The sequence below is a fragment of the Pontibacter saemangeumensis genome, from assembly GCF_039541895.1.
GTDB lineage: Bacteria > Bacteroidota > Bacteroidia > Cytophagales > Hymenobacteraceae > Pontibacter > Pontibacter saemangeumensis.
The window spans coordinates 265,221-279,351 of record NZ_BAABHC010000029.1 but is presented as its reverse complement, the minus strand read 5'-3'; the positions used below and the strand labels follow the sequence as shown (position 1 = coordinate 279,351).

Genomic DNA, 14,131 nt, shown 5'->3' with positions numbered 1-14,131 from the left:
TATGGCTATATAGTTCTCTTTATTATTGATTTACAATGTAAACACTATTGCAGACTTCTGCAGCCCCTACTGTAGATTATCCCTTTCCAGTGGTTTGGTTTCGGATTTCATGAGCAGGAGGACCTGCTGCGTGACCATGTCCTGCAGCCCCCGGACGCGCGTCAGATCCGTGCCCCAGAGCCCTGCGTTTGCCAGGGCCTCGGCCACGGCGGCGGCCGGGTCGCCCCCCCGCCAGGCCTGTTCAAAGAATTGCAGCACCCCGGGCTCATCGCTGAGCGGGATCCGCTCGCCGCGCCACTCCCCGCGGTAGAAGAGCAGCAGGGCGGCCAGGGCGTGCAGCAGGCGCTCCGGCAGCTCTCCTCTCCGCTCTGTGTAGGCCAGCACCGAGGGCAGCACGCGCACCCGGTACTTGGAGACGGCGTTCAGGGCGATGGAGAGCAGCTCGTGGCGGATGAAGGGGTTCCGGAAGCGCTCCAGCACGTCGCCGGCGAACTGCTCGAGCTCCCCCCGCGGCATGTCCAGGGTGGGCAGGATCTCCTCATGTATAGCCTCCCGGATAAACCGGCCCACCTGCTCGTCCTCCACCGCCTCGCGCACCGTGCGCAGCCCCCGCAGGTAGGCCACCGGCACCAGGGCGGTGTGGGCGCCGTTGAGGATGCGCACCTTGCTGGCGCGCCAGGGGGTGAGGTCGGGGACGAACTTCACCTGCAGGCCGGCCTCCCCGGCCGGGAATTCCTGCTTCACCGCCTCCGGGGCCTCCATCACCAGCAGGTGGTAGGGCTCGGCCGTGACCACCAGCTCGTCGGCGTAGCCCAGCTCCCGCTGCACCTCCCCGATGGTGCCCCGCGGGAAGCCGGGCACGATGCGGTCCACCAGCGTGTTGCAGAAGAGGGTGTGCCCCTGCACCCAGTCGGCGAAGCCCCGCGGCAGGCCCCAGGTCCGGGCGTACTGCAGCACGATGCGGCGCAAAGCGTCGCCGTTGCCCTCGATCAGCTCGGTGGGGATGATAACCAGCCCCTTGCCTTCCGCGCCGTGGAAGTGCCCGTAGCGGCGGTGGAGCAGGGCCGTCAGCTTGCCGGGGAAGCTGGCCGGGATGGCGTCTATGCTGGTGTCGTTTTCATCATACATGATGCCGGCCTCGGTGGTGTTGGAGAAGATGAAGCGCAGGTCCGGGTTCTGGCCCAGCCGCAGGAAGGCCGCGTAGTCGTCGTAGGGGTTCAGGGCGCCGGCGATGCAGGTGACCAGGCGGCTGTGCCGGGTGGGCTCGCCGCCCTGCAGGCCGCTGAGCAGCACGTGGTAGAGCCCGTCCTGCCGGCGCAGGGCCTGGATCGTGTGCCGGGGCCGGTCCCTTGGCTGCACCACCACCACGGCCCCGGCGAAGGCGGTCTTCTCGTTGAGCACGTCGATGATCCAGTCCGCGAACCCGCGCAGGAAGTTGCCCTCGCCGAACTGGAGCACTTTCACCGGGTAGGCGGGGGGGAGCCCGGCGGTCTGTCTGTTGAGTGGCCTCATGGTTGTCTCTTGCCCTGCGGGCGTTTAGTTTCTATGTATACAGATGCGGGGCGTCCCTCTGACGGGCCCCGCCCGTTGGCTTTGCTTACAGATGGCCGGCTTCCCCGGCCAGAGGCCCTGTCCTCAGGGAGGAGGCGCGGACGATGAGCTCGGGCTTGAGGACGATCTTCTGGGGCACCGGGTTTTTGTTACCCGCCTTGAGCTGCTCGAAGAAGACCTCGGCCGTGCGCTTGCCCATCGTCAGGCTGAACTGGTCCACGGTGGTGAGGGCCGGGTCGGTGAAGGAGGTGAAGGGCTCGTTGCTGAAGCCAGCCAGGGCCACCTCCTGGGGGATCTTTATCCCGTGCTCTTTGAGCACCTGCATGGCCCCCATGGCCCCGTAGTCGCTGGAGGAGAAGACGGCGTCTGGGCGGTGCTCGAGCCCCAGCAGCCGCTGCATGCTCTCCCTCCCGTCCTCGAGCTGCAGGTTGCTGCTGACCACCAGCTCCTCGTCGTAAGGCAGGCCGTTGTCCTTCAGGGCGTCTGCGTACCCGCGCAGGCGCTCCTTGAAGATGCTCACCTTCTTGGGGCTGGTGAAGTGGGCGATGCGGCGGCAGCCCTGCCGGATCAGGTGTTCCACTACTTTGTAGGCGCCCAGGTGGTCGTCGACCATCACCTGGCTGACCTCCAGGGCGTCGGTGGTGCGGTCGAAGAGCACCAGCGGGACGCCGGCCCGCTGCACCCGCTGGTAGTGGTCGAAGGTCTCGGTGTTCTTGCCGATGGAGGCGATCACGCCGTCGACGCGGGCGCTGAGCAGGGCGTCGATGGTCTGCACCTCCTTCTCGTAGCTGTCGTAGGACTGGCAGATGATGACCTTGTAGCCCAACTGGTTGGCCATCTCCTCGATGCCGCGCACCACCGAGGCGAAGAAGGCCCGGTCGGCGGTGGGCACGATGATGCCGATCAGGCGGCTCCTGCCGTGGCGCAGGGCGGCGGCGATGTTGTTGGGCTGGTAGTTCATCTGCCGGGCGGCCCGGTGGACGGCCTTGCGGGTGGCCTCGCTGATGCGGGGGTTGTCGTTGAGGGCGCGCGAGACGGTGGAGGCCGTGATGCCGAGCCGCTGGGCGATGTCGTGGATGGTTACCTTGGGGTTGTTGTCCATATGTCTTGAATAGCCTGGAGGCCAGCCTGTAGCCGGCCCGGTTGCTTATTGCTCGTTGCGGGGTTTGCCGATGGTGGCCAGGATACCCCCGTCCACATAGATGATCTGCCCGTTGACAAAGTCACTGGCCTTGCTGGAAAGGAAAATGGTGACGCCCTCCAAATCACTGGGGTCGCCCCAGCGGCCGGCAGGCGTGCGGTTGATGATGAAGTCGTGGAACGGGTGCCCTTCCACCCGGATGGGGGCCGTCTGCTCGGTGGCGAAGTAGCCCGGGCCGATTCCGTTTACCTGTATGTTGTGCCGCGCCCACTCGGTGGCCAGGTTGCGCGTCAGCATCTTCAGGCCGCCCTTGGCCGCCGCGTAGGCCGACACTGTGTCGCGGCCCAGTTCGCTCATCATCGAGCAGATGTTGATGATCTTTCCCTGCTTCCGCTCCACCATATACCGGGCCACGTGCTTCGACATGATGAAAGGTCCGGTCAGGTCCACATCCAGCACCTTTCGGAATTCCTCCACTTCCATCTCCAGGGCCGGCACCCGCCTGATCATACCGGCATTGTTGACCAGGATGCTGATCGGGCCTACCTGCTGCTCTATCTGCGCAATGTTCGCTTTGGCCTGCTCCTCGTCCGTCACATCAAACAGGAAACCGTGCACTTCAAGCCCATCCTGCCGGTAACTTTCCAGCGCTTTTTCCATTTTGGCGGGCGTGTTGCCGTTAATCACGAGCGTGGCGCCCGCCTTGCCCAGGCCTTTGGCCATGGCCATGCCCAGGCCATGCGTGGCACCCGTAATCAGGGCAACCTGCCCGGTTAAATCAAATAAACTGTTCATCCGCATTTATTTTAGATCGGTTGGGGCCACTTTGTCCATGTCGTTGTAATCGAGGTTTTCGCCGGCCATGCCCCAAATAAAGGAGTAGCTGGCCGTGCCCGCCCCGCTGTGGATAGACCAGGGCGGTGAGATAACAGCCTGGGTGTTCTTCACGAACAGGTGGCGCGTTTCCTGCGGCTCGCCCATAAAATGCGACACCACCTGGTCTTCCGGCAGGTCGAAGTAGAGATAAGCTTCCATCCGCCTGTCGTGGGTATGGGCGGGCATGGTGTTCCAAACGCTGCCGGGCTGAAGCTCCGTCAGGCCCATCTGCAGCTGGCAGGTTTCCACCACCGAGTTGATGAGCACCTTCCGGATGATGCGATGGTTAGAATTTTCCAGCGAGCCCAGCTCCACCGTCTCCGCTTCCTCCAGCGAGACCTTCTTGGTGGGGTAGGCGTGGTGGGCAGGGGCGGAGTTGAAATAGAACTGCGTTTTGCCGGAGTCAGCCGGGTGGAAAATTACTTCCTTTACGCCTTTGCCTATATATAGAGCCTCCTTGTTTTGGAGTGAAATCACCTTGCCGTCTACGGTCACCGTGCTGGCAGCGCCAATGTTGATGATACCCAGTTCACGCCTGTCCAAGAAGTTCTCGGAGCGCAGCGTCGGGATCGTTTCCAGTTGCAGCGGCCCTGCGGCTGGCTGCGCCCCGCCTACGATCAGGCGGTCGTATAGGGTGTACACCATCCGCACTTCGTCTTGCAGAAACAGGTCCTCTATCAGGAAGGCCTCACGGAGTTTCGTGGTATCATAGGACTTGCTGTCGGCGGGATGGATGGCGTGCCGGGTGGTGTATTGTGTGCTCATGGCTCAGTATGAATATGGGTAAACTTCCGCGCAGAACTCCCTGATCGGATCCTGCTGCTCAGCGGAAGCGGTGTTAAAAAAATTCTTGTTAAATTGAATCACTTTACTGATCGAAGCAATGCAAGTCTTGATTTAACCTGTTCGCAGGTTTTATATATGGTATGTGCTGTTTCAACCGCCTTTAATTCGATCAATTATAATATTACAATCGATTGCGCATAAAAGCAAGTTAATTTTAAACCAATATGTAAGTGAGTACAAAGTCAAGTGCTATGAAATTGCTGTTTCTGGTCCTGTGCTGCTGTATTTCATCACCAAATGCCAGCTATTCGACCTGTGGGACCTATGTGCAAATTGTTTCAAACCGGCTGTAGCGGCGTATATAGCACCTGAAAGCGCGGATTGAGTGGCAGGATTAAATCGGGGCTATATTAGGACAAATCGAAAGAAATAGACTTAAAAAATAAATGAAATGAAACTAGAACATTTTGCGCTGAATGTTGATGATCCTGTTGCTATGGCTGCCTGGTACGTGGATAATTTGGGCATGCAGGTGGTGCGGCAGATGCAGGAGGCGCCTTACACCACATTTCTTGCCGACGACAGCGGCAGGATCATGCTCGAGATTTACAGGAACCCGGCCAATGAGGTGCCTGACTACCGCCATATGAACCCGCTGCTGGTGCACCTGGCTTACGTGTCGGAAAGGCCGGGGGAGGACAAAAATCGGTTGATGAAAGCGGGCGCAGGCTTTGAGACGGAGATGCAACTGGAGGATGGTTCGCACCTGGTGATGCTCCGCGACCCCTGGGGGCTTGCGCTGCAACTCTGCAAGCGGGGAGTACCGATGCTGCTAAAGGAGGAGGTAACCGGCCGGTAAAGTTCTTTTGATGCGGGAGTATGGGCAGCAACGAGAGCTAAGGATATCGGAGCGAAAGGTTTTAAGCCCTTGTAAAAGCCAAAGAGCGCCTTGCGGATCCGTCTAAAGAAGTTAACCATCCGGTAAAGAGAAGCCGGGGCTGCCTGTTGGCGGCCCCGGCTTCTCTTTTTATATATCCAATGCTAATATATGGTATGCTTCATCTATACAGCCACTAACTCTGCCTTCATAAACTCCTCCACCTTGTCGACCATATCGGGCGAGCCGATGACGAGCGGGCAGCGCTGGTGCAGCTCGGTCGGTGTCTTGTCCAGGATGCGCTCCGATCCGTCCGAGGCCTTGCCGCCCGCCTGCTCCACGATTAGGGCCAGCGCGTTGCACTCATACACGAGGCGGAGCTTTCCGTTCGGCGACGTTGCCGTTGGCGGGTATATATAAACGCCGCCCTTGAGCAGGTTGCGGTGGAAATCGGCCACGAGCGAGCCGATGTAGCGGCCCGAGTAGTTCTGCTCCTTGCAGTAGCTGATATAGGCCTTGATGCCATCGGGGAAGCTGTTGATGTTGCCCTCGTTGCAGGAGTAAAGTTTACCTTTTTTCGGCGTCCTGATGTTGGGGTGGGAGAGGAAGAACTCGCCCAGCGAAGGCTCGTAGGTGAAGCCGTTCACGCCGCAGCCGGTGGTGTAGACCAGCATCGTAGACGAGCCGTAGATGATGTAGCCGGCCGCCACTTGCTTCGTGCCGTTCTGCAGGCAGTCCTCCAGCGTACCGTCGCCGCCCTCCGACACCCGCCTGTAGATAGAGAAGATGGTGCCGATGGCCACGTTCACGTCGATGTTCGAGGAGCCGTCCAGCGGGTCCATGGCCACGATGTACTTGCCCCGGGCGTTGCCTGTCTGGATGATATGGTCCTCCTCCTCGGAGATGATGGCACATACCTCGCCGCCGTTGCGCAGGGCCCGGATGAAACGGATATTGGCGATCACGTCCAGCTTCTGCTGCTCCTCGCCCTGTATGTTCTGCTGCCCGAAGGTGCCCGTCACGCCCAGCAGGCCGGCGCGGTTGATCTCCCGGTTCACGATTTTGGTGGCCAGGGCGATGTCGCGCAGCAGCTGCGAGAGCTCCCCGGTGGCGTAGGGAAAGTCCTCCTGCTTTCTCATGATGAACCTGTCGAGGGTAGTGCCTACAGGTAATGCCAGTTGATCGTTCATAGATGTCCTTTCTAAGGGGTATGGTATGAGGTTTCGCGAGAGCATGCGGCCTCGCGTAGTCCAAGATGAACAGGAGTTAAATGGAAAAAAACAAGCACATGCCTGCCGGACAGGCATGTTCAGCAAGTGATTACACAACTCCTACAGGCCTCTATACTCCAAACAACTACCGAAAGATTTCGCGGAAGCCTTAAATTATTCCGCCCTTCCAGAGACCGTTCAGGCTTCCCACAGACCCGGAAATCAGAAAAGAATTTCAGCCATCGGAAGAAACATCTGGACCCTTGAGGAAGCTATAGTAATAGAGACGAAACCTGTCTAACCTGTTAAAAAGAAGACGCAAAATTGCGAAAATTATATTCAGGTTATTCGAAGACGGGAAAGGGTTAGAAATTTATATAAACCGGACTGCCTTGGAAATTAGGTGAGGGCTTGCGCAGTGATTTCGCAGGACGCTGACATTTGGGCCTCAGTTTCAGGCCCGGTGCAGGCCATGGCTTAAGGAAGCTGGATTAGAGAATTTCTTCAGCCACCTGATTAGGCGAAGCGGTGAACAACTGCAGATTTTCGGGCCACAGCCACAGCACCAGCAGACCGCCGATCAAAATCACCCCGAAGAGCACGGCCACTTTCCCGAACATCGCCCTGCTGCCCAGCACCCCGACCAGCACGCCCTTAAACGCCAGGTTAGAAAGCGCAGCCACCAGAATAACGCGCCAGCCGTTGTTGAACTCCAGCCCACCGGTGTTCATGAGCCTGGCCGTCGAAAGGGTGATCGCATCCACGTCGGTGAGACCCGAGATGACAGCCACAACATATAAGCCTTTGTCGCCGAAGTGGTCTTTTGCGAAAGCGGTCGCCAGTATAACGGCGGCATATATAGCCCCGAACACCAGGGCGGTTTTCAGTTGCGCCGGGTTGCCTTGGGGCGGCATTTCGTCGCGGCCCTTTTTCTGGTAGAAGTAAACGGCGCTCCCCAGGAGCAACATCAGCAACAGCACGGCGGCCAGCGGCGGCCCCACTGTGGCGAGCGTGGCAGGCGCCACTACCGCTACCTCTGTGATGATGCGGGCTACGGAAACGGCTGATGCAATGTAAACAACGAAGGCCGCCAACGTGCTGCTGGTGGCGCTGTCGTGTGTGCGGCGGGCATAGGTAACGGTGGTGGCAGTGCTGGAGATGAGGCCGCCTAAGGCTCCTCCCAACAGCGAGCCTGCTTTATGCCCGAATATCTGGTAAGCAAAATAACCCAGCAGGCTGATACCCACAATCAGCACCACCATGAGCCATATATTGTGGGGGTTCAGCACATCATAGGGGCCGTAGGTTTGGTCGGGCAGCACCGGCAGCACCACAAGCGAAATGAGGACAAACTGCATGATGGCCTTCAGGTCTTTTTCCCCGATTTTGGAGACGATGCCGTGCAGGGTGCTTTTTAACTGGAGCAACACGGCAACGGTGGCCCCAACGGCAATCGCCACGGTGCCGTCGCCGAGCACCAGGTATGCGCCCACGACATACATCAGCAGGGCGGCGGCCTCTGTCGTTAATCCGGCTTTGTAAGGCAGGCTTCTGCTTTTGATCACGTTGCCTGCCACGGTAAGGGCCGCAATACTCAGGATGCCCGCCGCGATTACCCAGCCTCCGAACTCCTGCGCCAGCATGGCCGACAAGGTGCCGAAGATGGTAATGAACGGAAACGTGCGGATGCCCGCGAGCTCAGACTGATCGTACTGGCGCTGTAACCCTACTAACAGCCCCAGCGCCAGCGATATGCCCAGTTTTTGGAAGAGTTCGTGCTCCATAGGTGATGGCAATGGTGCTTCAAGGTACGTCCTATAACTGCAAAAGTATAGCCGCGGCTATACTTTTGCAGTTATATATGGATTGCCGCAGTTATATATGGATTGCCGCAGTTATATATGGATTGCCGCAGTTACAGCTGCGTTTCCTGCAGCAGCGAGCTTGTCAGGCGTTTGATTTCTACCTCGGCGGCTTTGGCCTCGTACCGGATATCGATCAGGCGGTTGGACGCGATTAGTTCGTTGCGCTGCGCCTCTCTCAGCTCAATAGCGGTCAGCAGGCCTAATCGATAGCGTTCCAGCGCGATGGCGGCGTTTTCCTGTGCAAGCTTCACGTTTGATTCCTCGAGCTCCAATAGCTGTAGCCGGTTGGCATACTGGCTGTAAGCACGCGCTAAGTCTGCCTGCAGGCGGTTCTCGGCCTGCTGAAATGCCAGGTTTGCGGTCTCCTGGCTGATGCGGGCGTTCTGTGCCTGGCGGTTTATGTTAAAGCCATTGAAGATGGGCAGGTTAACCGTGAGGCCATAATTGTACCCTCTGTTCTGGTTAAACCGTGCCTGGAACTCGTTCAGGGGCTCGGCCTCCGAACGGTTAAAATTGTAGGCGCTGATAATGCCGACGGTCGGGTAGCGGCTGGCCTGGATGGCTTTTCTGTTGAGCTGTGCCAGTTGCCTGTCTAGCTGCAGGCGCTGCAACAGGGGGTTAGAGGCATATAAGCCATTGTCTGCTGCACTATATTTAAGGGTGGTGTCTACTACAATGCTGTCCGTAACAGCGAAATTTATATCCGGGTTGCGGCCCAGTAGCTGGTTCAGGTTAATCTTGGCATTCTGCAACGCCTCCTGCTGTAGCAGCAGCTCCGATTTGTCTGCATTGTAATCTACCTGCGCCCGCAATATCTCTACCTTGGCGCTCACGCCCACCTCATACTGCGCCTGCGCAATCTCCACCCGCGCCTCTGATATGGCAATGGCGTCCTGCAGCGCCTGGATCTTATAGGCCTGGCGGACTACCTCATAATAGCTGGCTGTAATATCGGAGAAGGTGTTTTCTACCGTTTCCTTCGTTAGGAGGCTGCCTGCTTTCTCCAGGGTTTTCAGCCGTTCCAGGTTGATGAACATGCCAAACCCGTCAAAAATAACCCAGTTGAGGTTAACACTGGAGTTCAGGTTATTAGAGCCGGCCCCGGTGCGTACCCGGTCCGGCCCGGTTGGGAATTCCTGCCTTGAGTTGTTCTCGCTGAAGGTGCGGGTGGCCCGTGCCTCCAAGGATGGCAAGAATCCTGCATTGCCGAGCGTGACGTTGTTTTTGTCGATCTGCTGCTCGTTTGCCACCACCTGGATGTCGAAGTTATGCTTTAACCCGATCCGGACGGCGTCCTGCAATGACAACCTGTCCTGGCTTTGGCCCAGGCGGGGCAGCAGCAGACCTACAGTTAAAAGTATTAAAACGGCTTTTTTATAAATCAGCATGCGTTGTTGCGGTAGTATATGCTTTAATGATTATGCCTTCACGGCAGCTTTGTGCTTCTTGGGTTCTTCCTCCGGCTCCTCGATGCGTTTCGACACTTTGGAAGAGAAGTAAGAGTAGATGGCCGGAATCACATACAGGGTTAAGCCCGTGGAGAAGAGAAGCCCGCCCACCACGGCGATACCCATAGATACCCGGCTTTCAGCGCCCGCGCCCCATGCCAGCGCGATCGGCAGGGTGCCGAGGATGGTGGCGAGTGACGTCATCAGGATCGGGCGGAAACGGGAGACGGCGGAGTCGATGGCGGCATCATATCTGCTTAGCCCTTCCTCTTTTCGCTGGTTCGAGAACTCCACCAGCAGGATGCCGTTCTTGGTTACCAGGCCCACCAGCATGATCATCCCGATCTGGCTGAAAATATTTAGCGTCTGGTCAGAGAACCACAGACTCAGGAGTGCGCCGGCAAGTGCCAGCGGCACCGTGAACATGATGATGATCGGGTCGCGGAAGCTCTCGAACTGTGCCGCAAGCGCCAGGTATATCAGCCCGAGGGCCAGCACGAAGGCAAACAGCAAACTGCCGGAGCTTTCCGAAAAGTCCCTTGACTGCCCCGTGAGCGCCGTCTGAAACGTTTCGTCCAGTACTTCGTCGGCAATGCCGTCCATCACCTCGATCCCGTCTCCAATGGTTTTGCCTTTTGCAAGCGTCGCGCTGAAGGTGGCGGACGCAAAGCGGTTAAAGCGGTATATCTGCGGAGAGGCGCTTTCCTCCCCGAGCTCGATCAGGTTGTCCAGCTGTATCAGCTCTCCCTTGTTGTTCTTCACATGCAGGCTGCGCAGGTCGAGCGGCTCGCTCCTGTCTTCCCGCGCCACCTGCCCGATGATCTGGTACTGTTTTCCGCCCTTCACAAAGTAGCCGAAGCGCATGCCGCTCAGCCCCGATTGCAGGGTCTGTGAAATATCCCGGGCGCTCACGCCCATCGAGAGGGCCTTTTCCCGGTCAATCTCCACCCGCAACTCAGGCTTGTTGAACTTCAGGTCCACATCCACAAAGTTGAAAGTAGGGTCTTTCTGAGCCGCTTCCAGGAACGGCGGGATGATCTCGCGCAACTGGTTCATGCTTTGCGCCTGCACCACAAATTGAATCGGTTGCCCGGCGCCACGGCCGCCACCCAGTCCTTTGTCGCCGGAGGCGAAGGCCCTGGCGCCCGGAATCTGGTTAATCAGGGTGGGGATATCCTCCACCAGCTCCTGCTGCGTTTTGTCGCGCTCACCCGGTGCTACCAGCCGCAGGCGAATAAAACCGGAAGTCGGGTTTCGCGTCATGCTCGTGATGCTGGCGATGCCGCCCACCGAATCATTTACCAGCGCCGTTACCTCGTTCATATACCTGTCCATAAACTCGAAAGAGGCACCCTCCGGGCCGGTGGCGTTGATGCGGATTCCGCTTCTGTCCTCATCCGGGCTCAGCTCGGATGGGAGCGTCGCCATCAGCCACCAGATGGCGCCCGCCGAGCCGATGATAAACACGAAGGCGAGCCAGCGCACATGCATAAAGCTCTCGAGGCTGCTACGGTAGCCCTTGGTCATGGCGGCAAAGAAAGGCTCTGTCTTGCGGTAGAACCAGTTTGGTTTTTCACGGTGCCGCAGCATCTTCGCTGTCATCATCGGCGTCAGCGTCAGCGAAACGAAGGCCGATATGATGACGGCACTCGCCACCACGATACCGAATTCACGGAAAAGCCGGCCGGTGGTATCTTCAAGGAAGGCAACCGGCATAAACACCGCGGCAAGCGCCACGGTGGTGGAGATAATGGCAAAGTATATTTCCTCGGAGCCCTTTTTGGCCGCCTTGTTGGGTTCCTGCCCGTCCTCTATGCGGGCATATATGTTCTCGAGCATCACGATGGCGTCATCCACCACCAGGCCAATGGCGAGCACGATCCCCAGGAGCGTGAGCACATTGATGGAGAAATCCATCAGGTACATCACAAAGAAGGTACCCACCAACGACACCGGTATGGCAACGATCGGGATGATGGTGGAGCGCCAGTCGCGCAGGAAAAGGAAGATAATGAGCACCACCAGGCCAAAGGCGATCAGGAAAGTTTCTTCCACTTCTGCCAGTGAGGCCTTGATGTACTGGGAGTTGTCGAAGCCGATCAGGAGCTCTATATCATCCGGAACGTCTTTTTTGATCTGCTCCAGGCGCCTGTAAAACTCATCGGCTATTTCTATCTGGTTTGAGCCCGGCTGCGGAATGAGCACAACGCCCAGCATGGGGATGCCATTGGTTCGGAGAACAGTTTTGTCATTCTCGGGCGCCAGCTCGGCGTAGCCTATGTCCTGAAACCGAATGAGGCGGTTGGCGTCTTCCCTGATCACCACGTTGTTGAACTCCTCAACGGTAGAGATACGGCCCATTGTCCTGACGGAAAGCTCTGTCGAGGCGCCCTCGATGCTGCCGGACGGCAGTTCCACGTTCTGGCGGGTGATGGCTTGCTGCACCTCCACGGGGGTTACCTGCAGGGCGGCCAGCTTGTTAGGGTCCATCCAGAGGCGCATGGAGTAGCGTTTATCGCCCCAGATCCCGACGGAGCTCACACCGGGTATCGTCTGCAGCTGCTCTTTGAAAACATTGGCCGCCAGGTCGGATAGTTCCAGGAGCGAGCGTGTCTCACTCTTAATGCCCAGCATCAGGATAGGGTTGGAGTCTGCGTCTGCTTTGGACACGGTGGGCGGCTCGGCGTCTTCCGGGAGCCTGCGCTGCGCCCGCGCCACGCGGTCGCGCACGTCGTTTGCGGCCGTCTCCAGGTCAACGCTCAGGTTAAACTCCACCGTGATGTTGCTCTGGCCCTCGCTGCTGGAGGAAGTGAGGGTGCGGATGCCGGCGATGCCGTTAATGGACTCTTCCAGCGGTTCCGTAATCTCAGACTCGATGGTCTCGGCGTTAGCCCCGGTGTAGGAGGTGGAAACGTTGATGATAGGAGGGTCAACGCTGGGGTACTCCCGAACGCCGAGGAAATTGATGCCGATAATGCCGAACACGATGATCGTGATGCTCATCACGATCGCCAGCACGGGGCGCCTGATGCTTATATTTGATAAACTCGCCATACTTTTCCTGTAATTGCGGAAGTTAAGATCCGGTAATTATTTGTTTTCAGTACTGGTGCCGGTCGGGCTGCTTTGCTGAGACTCAAGCTAAAGTCAGTTGCAGCAGCTACCGCTTTTTCCCCTCACATCCCTCCCCCGTACAACGGCAGGTATGGGGATATGCGTCTGTAGAATCTTTCATAACACTCGTTGCGGCCTTGATGCCGGCTGCGGAAGGGTTACTCTTTCGAAGACCGGACATTCCGGATGCTCAGGTCAGAGCCCGGGCGCGCCTGCAGTATGCCTGAGCTGATGATCGTGTCGCCGGGCTCGATGCCTTCCATAATCTGGATCATGGTTTCGGAGCGTTGCCCTATCTTCACCATCTTAGGAGCCGCCTTACCCGCTCTCACCAGGAACACTTTGTGCCCCGTGGCTTCGGGTATAATGGATTCCGTCGGGATCAGGATGGCTTCCTCTACCTCCTTCAGGGGCATGCTGATGCTTACGAATGCACCCGGCTTCACATCGTTGTTCCTGTTTTCGTAAAGCGCGCGTATCTGAAGGGTACGGGTCACGGGGTCGATATTTGGCTGGACGGCATAGATTTTGGCCTTGTACACTTCCGCGCTTCCCTCTGTTGTGAAGGTTATTTCCTGGCCTTCCTGCACCATCTGGCTGTAGCGGCCGGGTATGGCGAAATCGATCTTCACGGGGCTTACGTCCACAATGCGGGCGATGGGCGAGCTGGCGGTCACGTAGCTTCCCTCGCTCACCTGGCGCAGACCGATAATGCCGTCGAACGGCGCCCGGATATAGGCTTTGTCCATCGTGGCTTTCAAGGCCTGGATATCGGCGGTGGCGGTGGCCAGCTGGTTGCTTACCTGGTCATATTCCTGTGCGCTTATATACTCTTTCTCCAGCAGGATGCGCTGGCGGGCCTCCATGTCCTTGTACAGGCTTTGGTTTGATTGCAGCTTCTGTAACTGCGCCTGCATCTCGGCGGCATTAATGGTGAGGAGCAACTGCCCTTTCTTCACGCGGCTGCCCTCCTCAAAATTGATGTTCGTGATGCGCCCGGATATCTCGCTTCGCAGCTCCACATCTTCGTTCGGGATTACGCTGCCCGTAGAGGTAATATTGTTCTGGTAAGCCATCGGCGACACGACAAATACGTCCACGGCCACTTTCTGCGCCATAGGGCCGCCGCCCTTCGCCGCACTTTTTTGTTCTTCTGTCCCGGAAAATACTTTACTTACGAAGAGGTAGGCGATGGCCGACAGCGCCACCAGAATCAGGAGGGTTTTAACAGTTTTATTCATGTATGTTTGAACACTGGTTTG

10 protein-coding genes are annotated in these 14,131 nt (G+C 57.9%); 1 reads left to right on the top strand and 9 read right to left on the bottom strand.

From position 1 onward, the window contains the following. Positions 1-66 precede the first annotated feature (66 nt). The 4 genes from ABD920_RS19670 to kduI form a co-directional block, all read right to left on the bottom strand. Positions 67-1,512, bottom strand: a complete 1,446-nt coding sequence (locus ABD920_RS19670; protein ID WP_345161455.1) for a tagaturonate reductase — start codon at positions 1,510-1,512, stop codon at positions 67-69. 85 nt (positions 1,513-1,597) lie between these two features. After that, positions 1,598-2,653 carry a LacI family DNA-binding transcriptional regulator gene (locus ABD920_RS19665; RefSeq protein WP_345161453.1) on the bottom strand — a complete coding sequence of 352 codons (1,056 nt, stop codon included), beginning with the start codon at positions 2,651-2,653 and terminating at the stop codon, positions 1,598-1,600. Positions 2,654-2,698: 45 nt separating this feature from the next. Further along, positions 2,699-3,487 carry a gluconate 5-dehydrogenase gene (locus ABD920_RS19660; RefSeq protein ID WP_345161451.1) on the bottom strand — a complete coding sequence of 263 codons (789 nt, stop codon included), beginning with the start codon at positions 3,485-3,487 and terminating at the stop codon, positions 2,699-2,701. A 6-nt stretch (positions 3,488-3,493) separates the two neighbouring features. Continuing rightward, the gene (gene kduI / locus ABD920_RS19655) at positions 3,494-4,333 is read right to left on the bottom strand and encodes a 5-dehydro-4-deoxy-D-glucuronate isomerase (protein WP_345161449.1); all 840 of its coding nucleotides are present in this window, start codon (positions 4,331-4,333) and stop codon (positions 3,494-3,496) included. Positions 4,334-4,805: 472 nt separating this feature from the next. Here kduI and ABD920_RS19650 point away from each other — a divergent pair, with 472 nt between their 5' ends. Continuing rightward, complete coding sequence (locus ABD920_RS19650; RefSeq protein WP_345161447.1) at positions 4,806-5,213, top strand: VOC family protein; 408 nt, start codon at positions 4,806-4,808, stop codon at positions 5,211-5,213. Positions 5,214-5,416: 203 nt separating this feature from the next. On the opposite strand, the gene fbp is transcribed toward ABD920_RS19650, so the two are convergent. The 5 genes from fbp to ABD920_RS19625 all read right to left on the bottom strand — a co-directional run bounded on the left by fbp (position 5,417) and on the right by ABD920_RS19625 (position 14,110). Then, positions 5,417-6,421 carry a class 1 fructose-bisphosphatase gene (gene fbp, locus ABD920_RS19645; protein ID WP_345161445.1) on the bottom strand — a complete coding sequence of 335 codons (1,005 nt, stop codon included), beginning with the start codon at positions 6,419-6,421 and terminating at the stop codon, positions 5,417-5,419. 512 nt (positions 6,422-6,933) lie between these two features. Beyond that, the gene (locus ABD920_RS19640) at positions 6,934-8,226 is read right to left on the bottom strand and encodes an MgtC/SapB family protein (protein ID WP_345161443.1); all 1,293 of its coding nucleotides are present in this window, start codon (positions 8,224-8,226) and stop codon (positions 6,934-6,936) included. Positions 8,227-8,357: 131 nt separating this feature from the next. Then, positions 8,358-9,695, bottom strand: coding sequence for a TolC family protein (locus ABD920_RS19635; RefSeq protein ID WP_345161441.1), 1,338 nt, complete (start codon positions 9,693-9,695; stop codon positions 8,358-8,360). Between the two features lie 30 nt (positions 9,696-9,725). Continuing rightward, the gene (locus tag ABD920_RS19630; RefSeq protein WP_345161439.1) at positions 9,726-12,809 is read right to left on the bottom strand and encodes an efflux RND transporter permease subunit; all 3,084 of its coding nucleotides are present in this window, start codon (positions 12,807-12,809) and stop codon (positions 9,726-9,728) included. A gap of 218 nt (positions 12,810-13,027) precedes the next feature. After that, a complete protein-coding gene (locus ABD920_RS19625; protein ID WP_345161437.1) occupies positions 13,028-14,110 on the bottom strand; it encodes an efflux RND transporter periplasmic adaptor subunit in 1,083 nt (360 codons plus the stop codon). Positions 14,111-14,131: the final 21 nt, after the last annotated feature.

Bases quoted from the DNA above. Each gene is read 5' to 3' on its own strand.
- ABD920_RS19670 (WP_345161455.1), bottom strand. From the start codon at position 1,512: ATGAGGCCACTCAACAGACAGACCGCCGGGCTCCCCCCCGCCTACCCG.
- ABD920_RS19665 (WP_345161453.1), bottom strand. From the start codon at position 2,653: ATGGACAACAACCCCAAGGTAACCATCCACGACATCGCCCAGCGGCTC.
- ABD920_RS19660 (WP_345161451.1), bottom strand. From the start codon at position 3,487: ATGAACAGTTTATTTGATTTAACCGGGCAGGTTGCCCTGATTACGGGT.
- kduI (WP_345161449.1), bottom strand. From the start codon at position 4,333: ATGAGCACACAATACACCACCCGGCACGCCATCCATCCCGCCGACAGC.
- ABD920_RS19650 (WP_345161447.1), top strand. From the start codon at position 4,806: ATGAAACTAGAACATTTTGCGCTGAATGTTGATGATCCTGTTGCTATG.
- fbp (WP_345161445.1), bottom strand. From the start codon at position 6,421: ATGAACGATCAACTGGCATTACCTGTAGGCACTACCCTCGACAGGTTC.
- ABD920_RS19640 (WP_345161443.1), bottom strand. From the start codon at position 8,226: ATGGAGCACGAACTCTTCCAAAAACTGGGCATATCGCTGGCGCTGGGG.
- ABD920_RS19635 (WP_345161441.1), bottom strand. From the start codon at position 9,695: ATGCTGATTTATAAAAAAGCCGTTTTAATACTTTTAACTGTAGGTCTG.
- ABD920_RS19630 (WP_345161439.1), bottom strand. From the start codon at position 12,809: ATGGCGAGTTTATCAAATATAAGCATCAGGCGCCCCGTGCTGGCGATC.
- ABD920_RS19625 (WP_345161437.1), bottom strand. From the start codon at position 14,110: ATGAATAAAACTGTTAAAACCCTCCTGATTCTGGTGGCGCTGTCGGCC.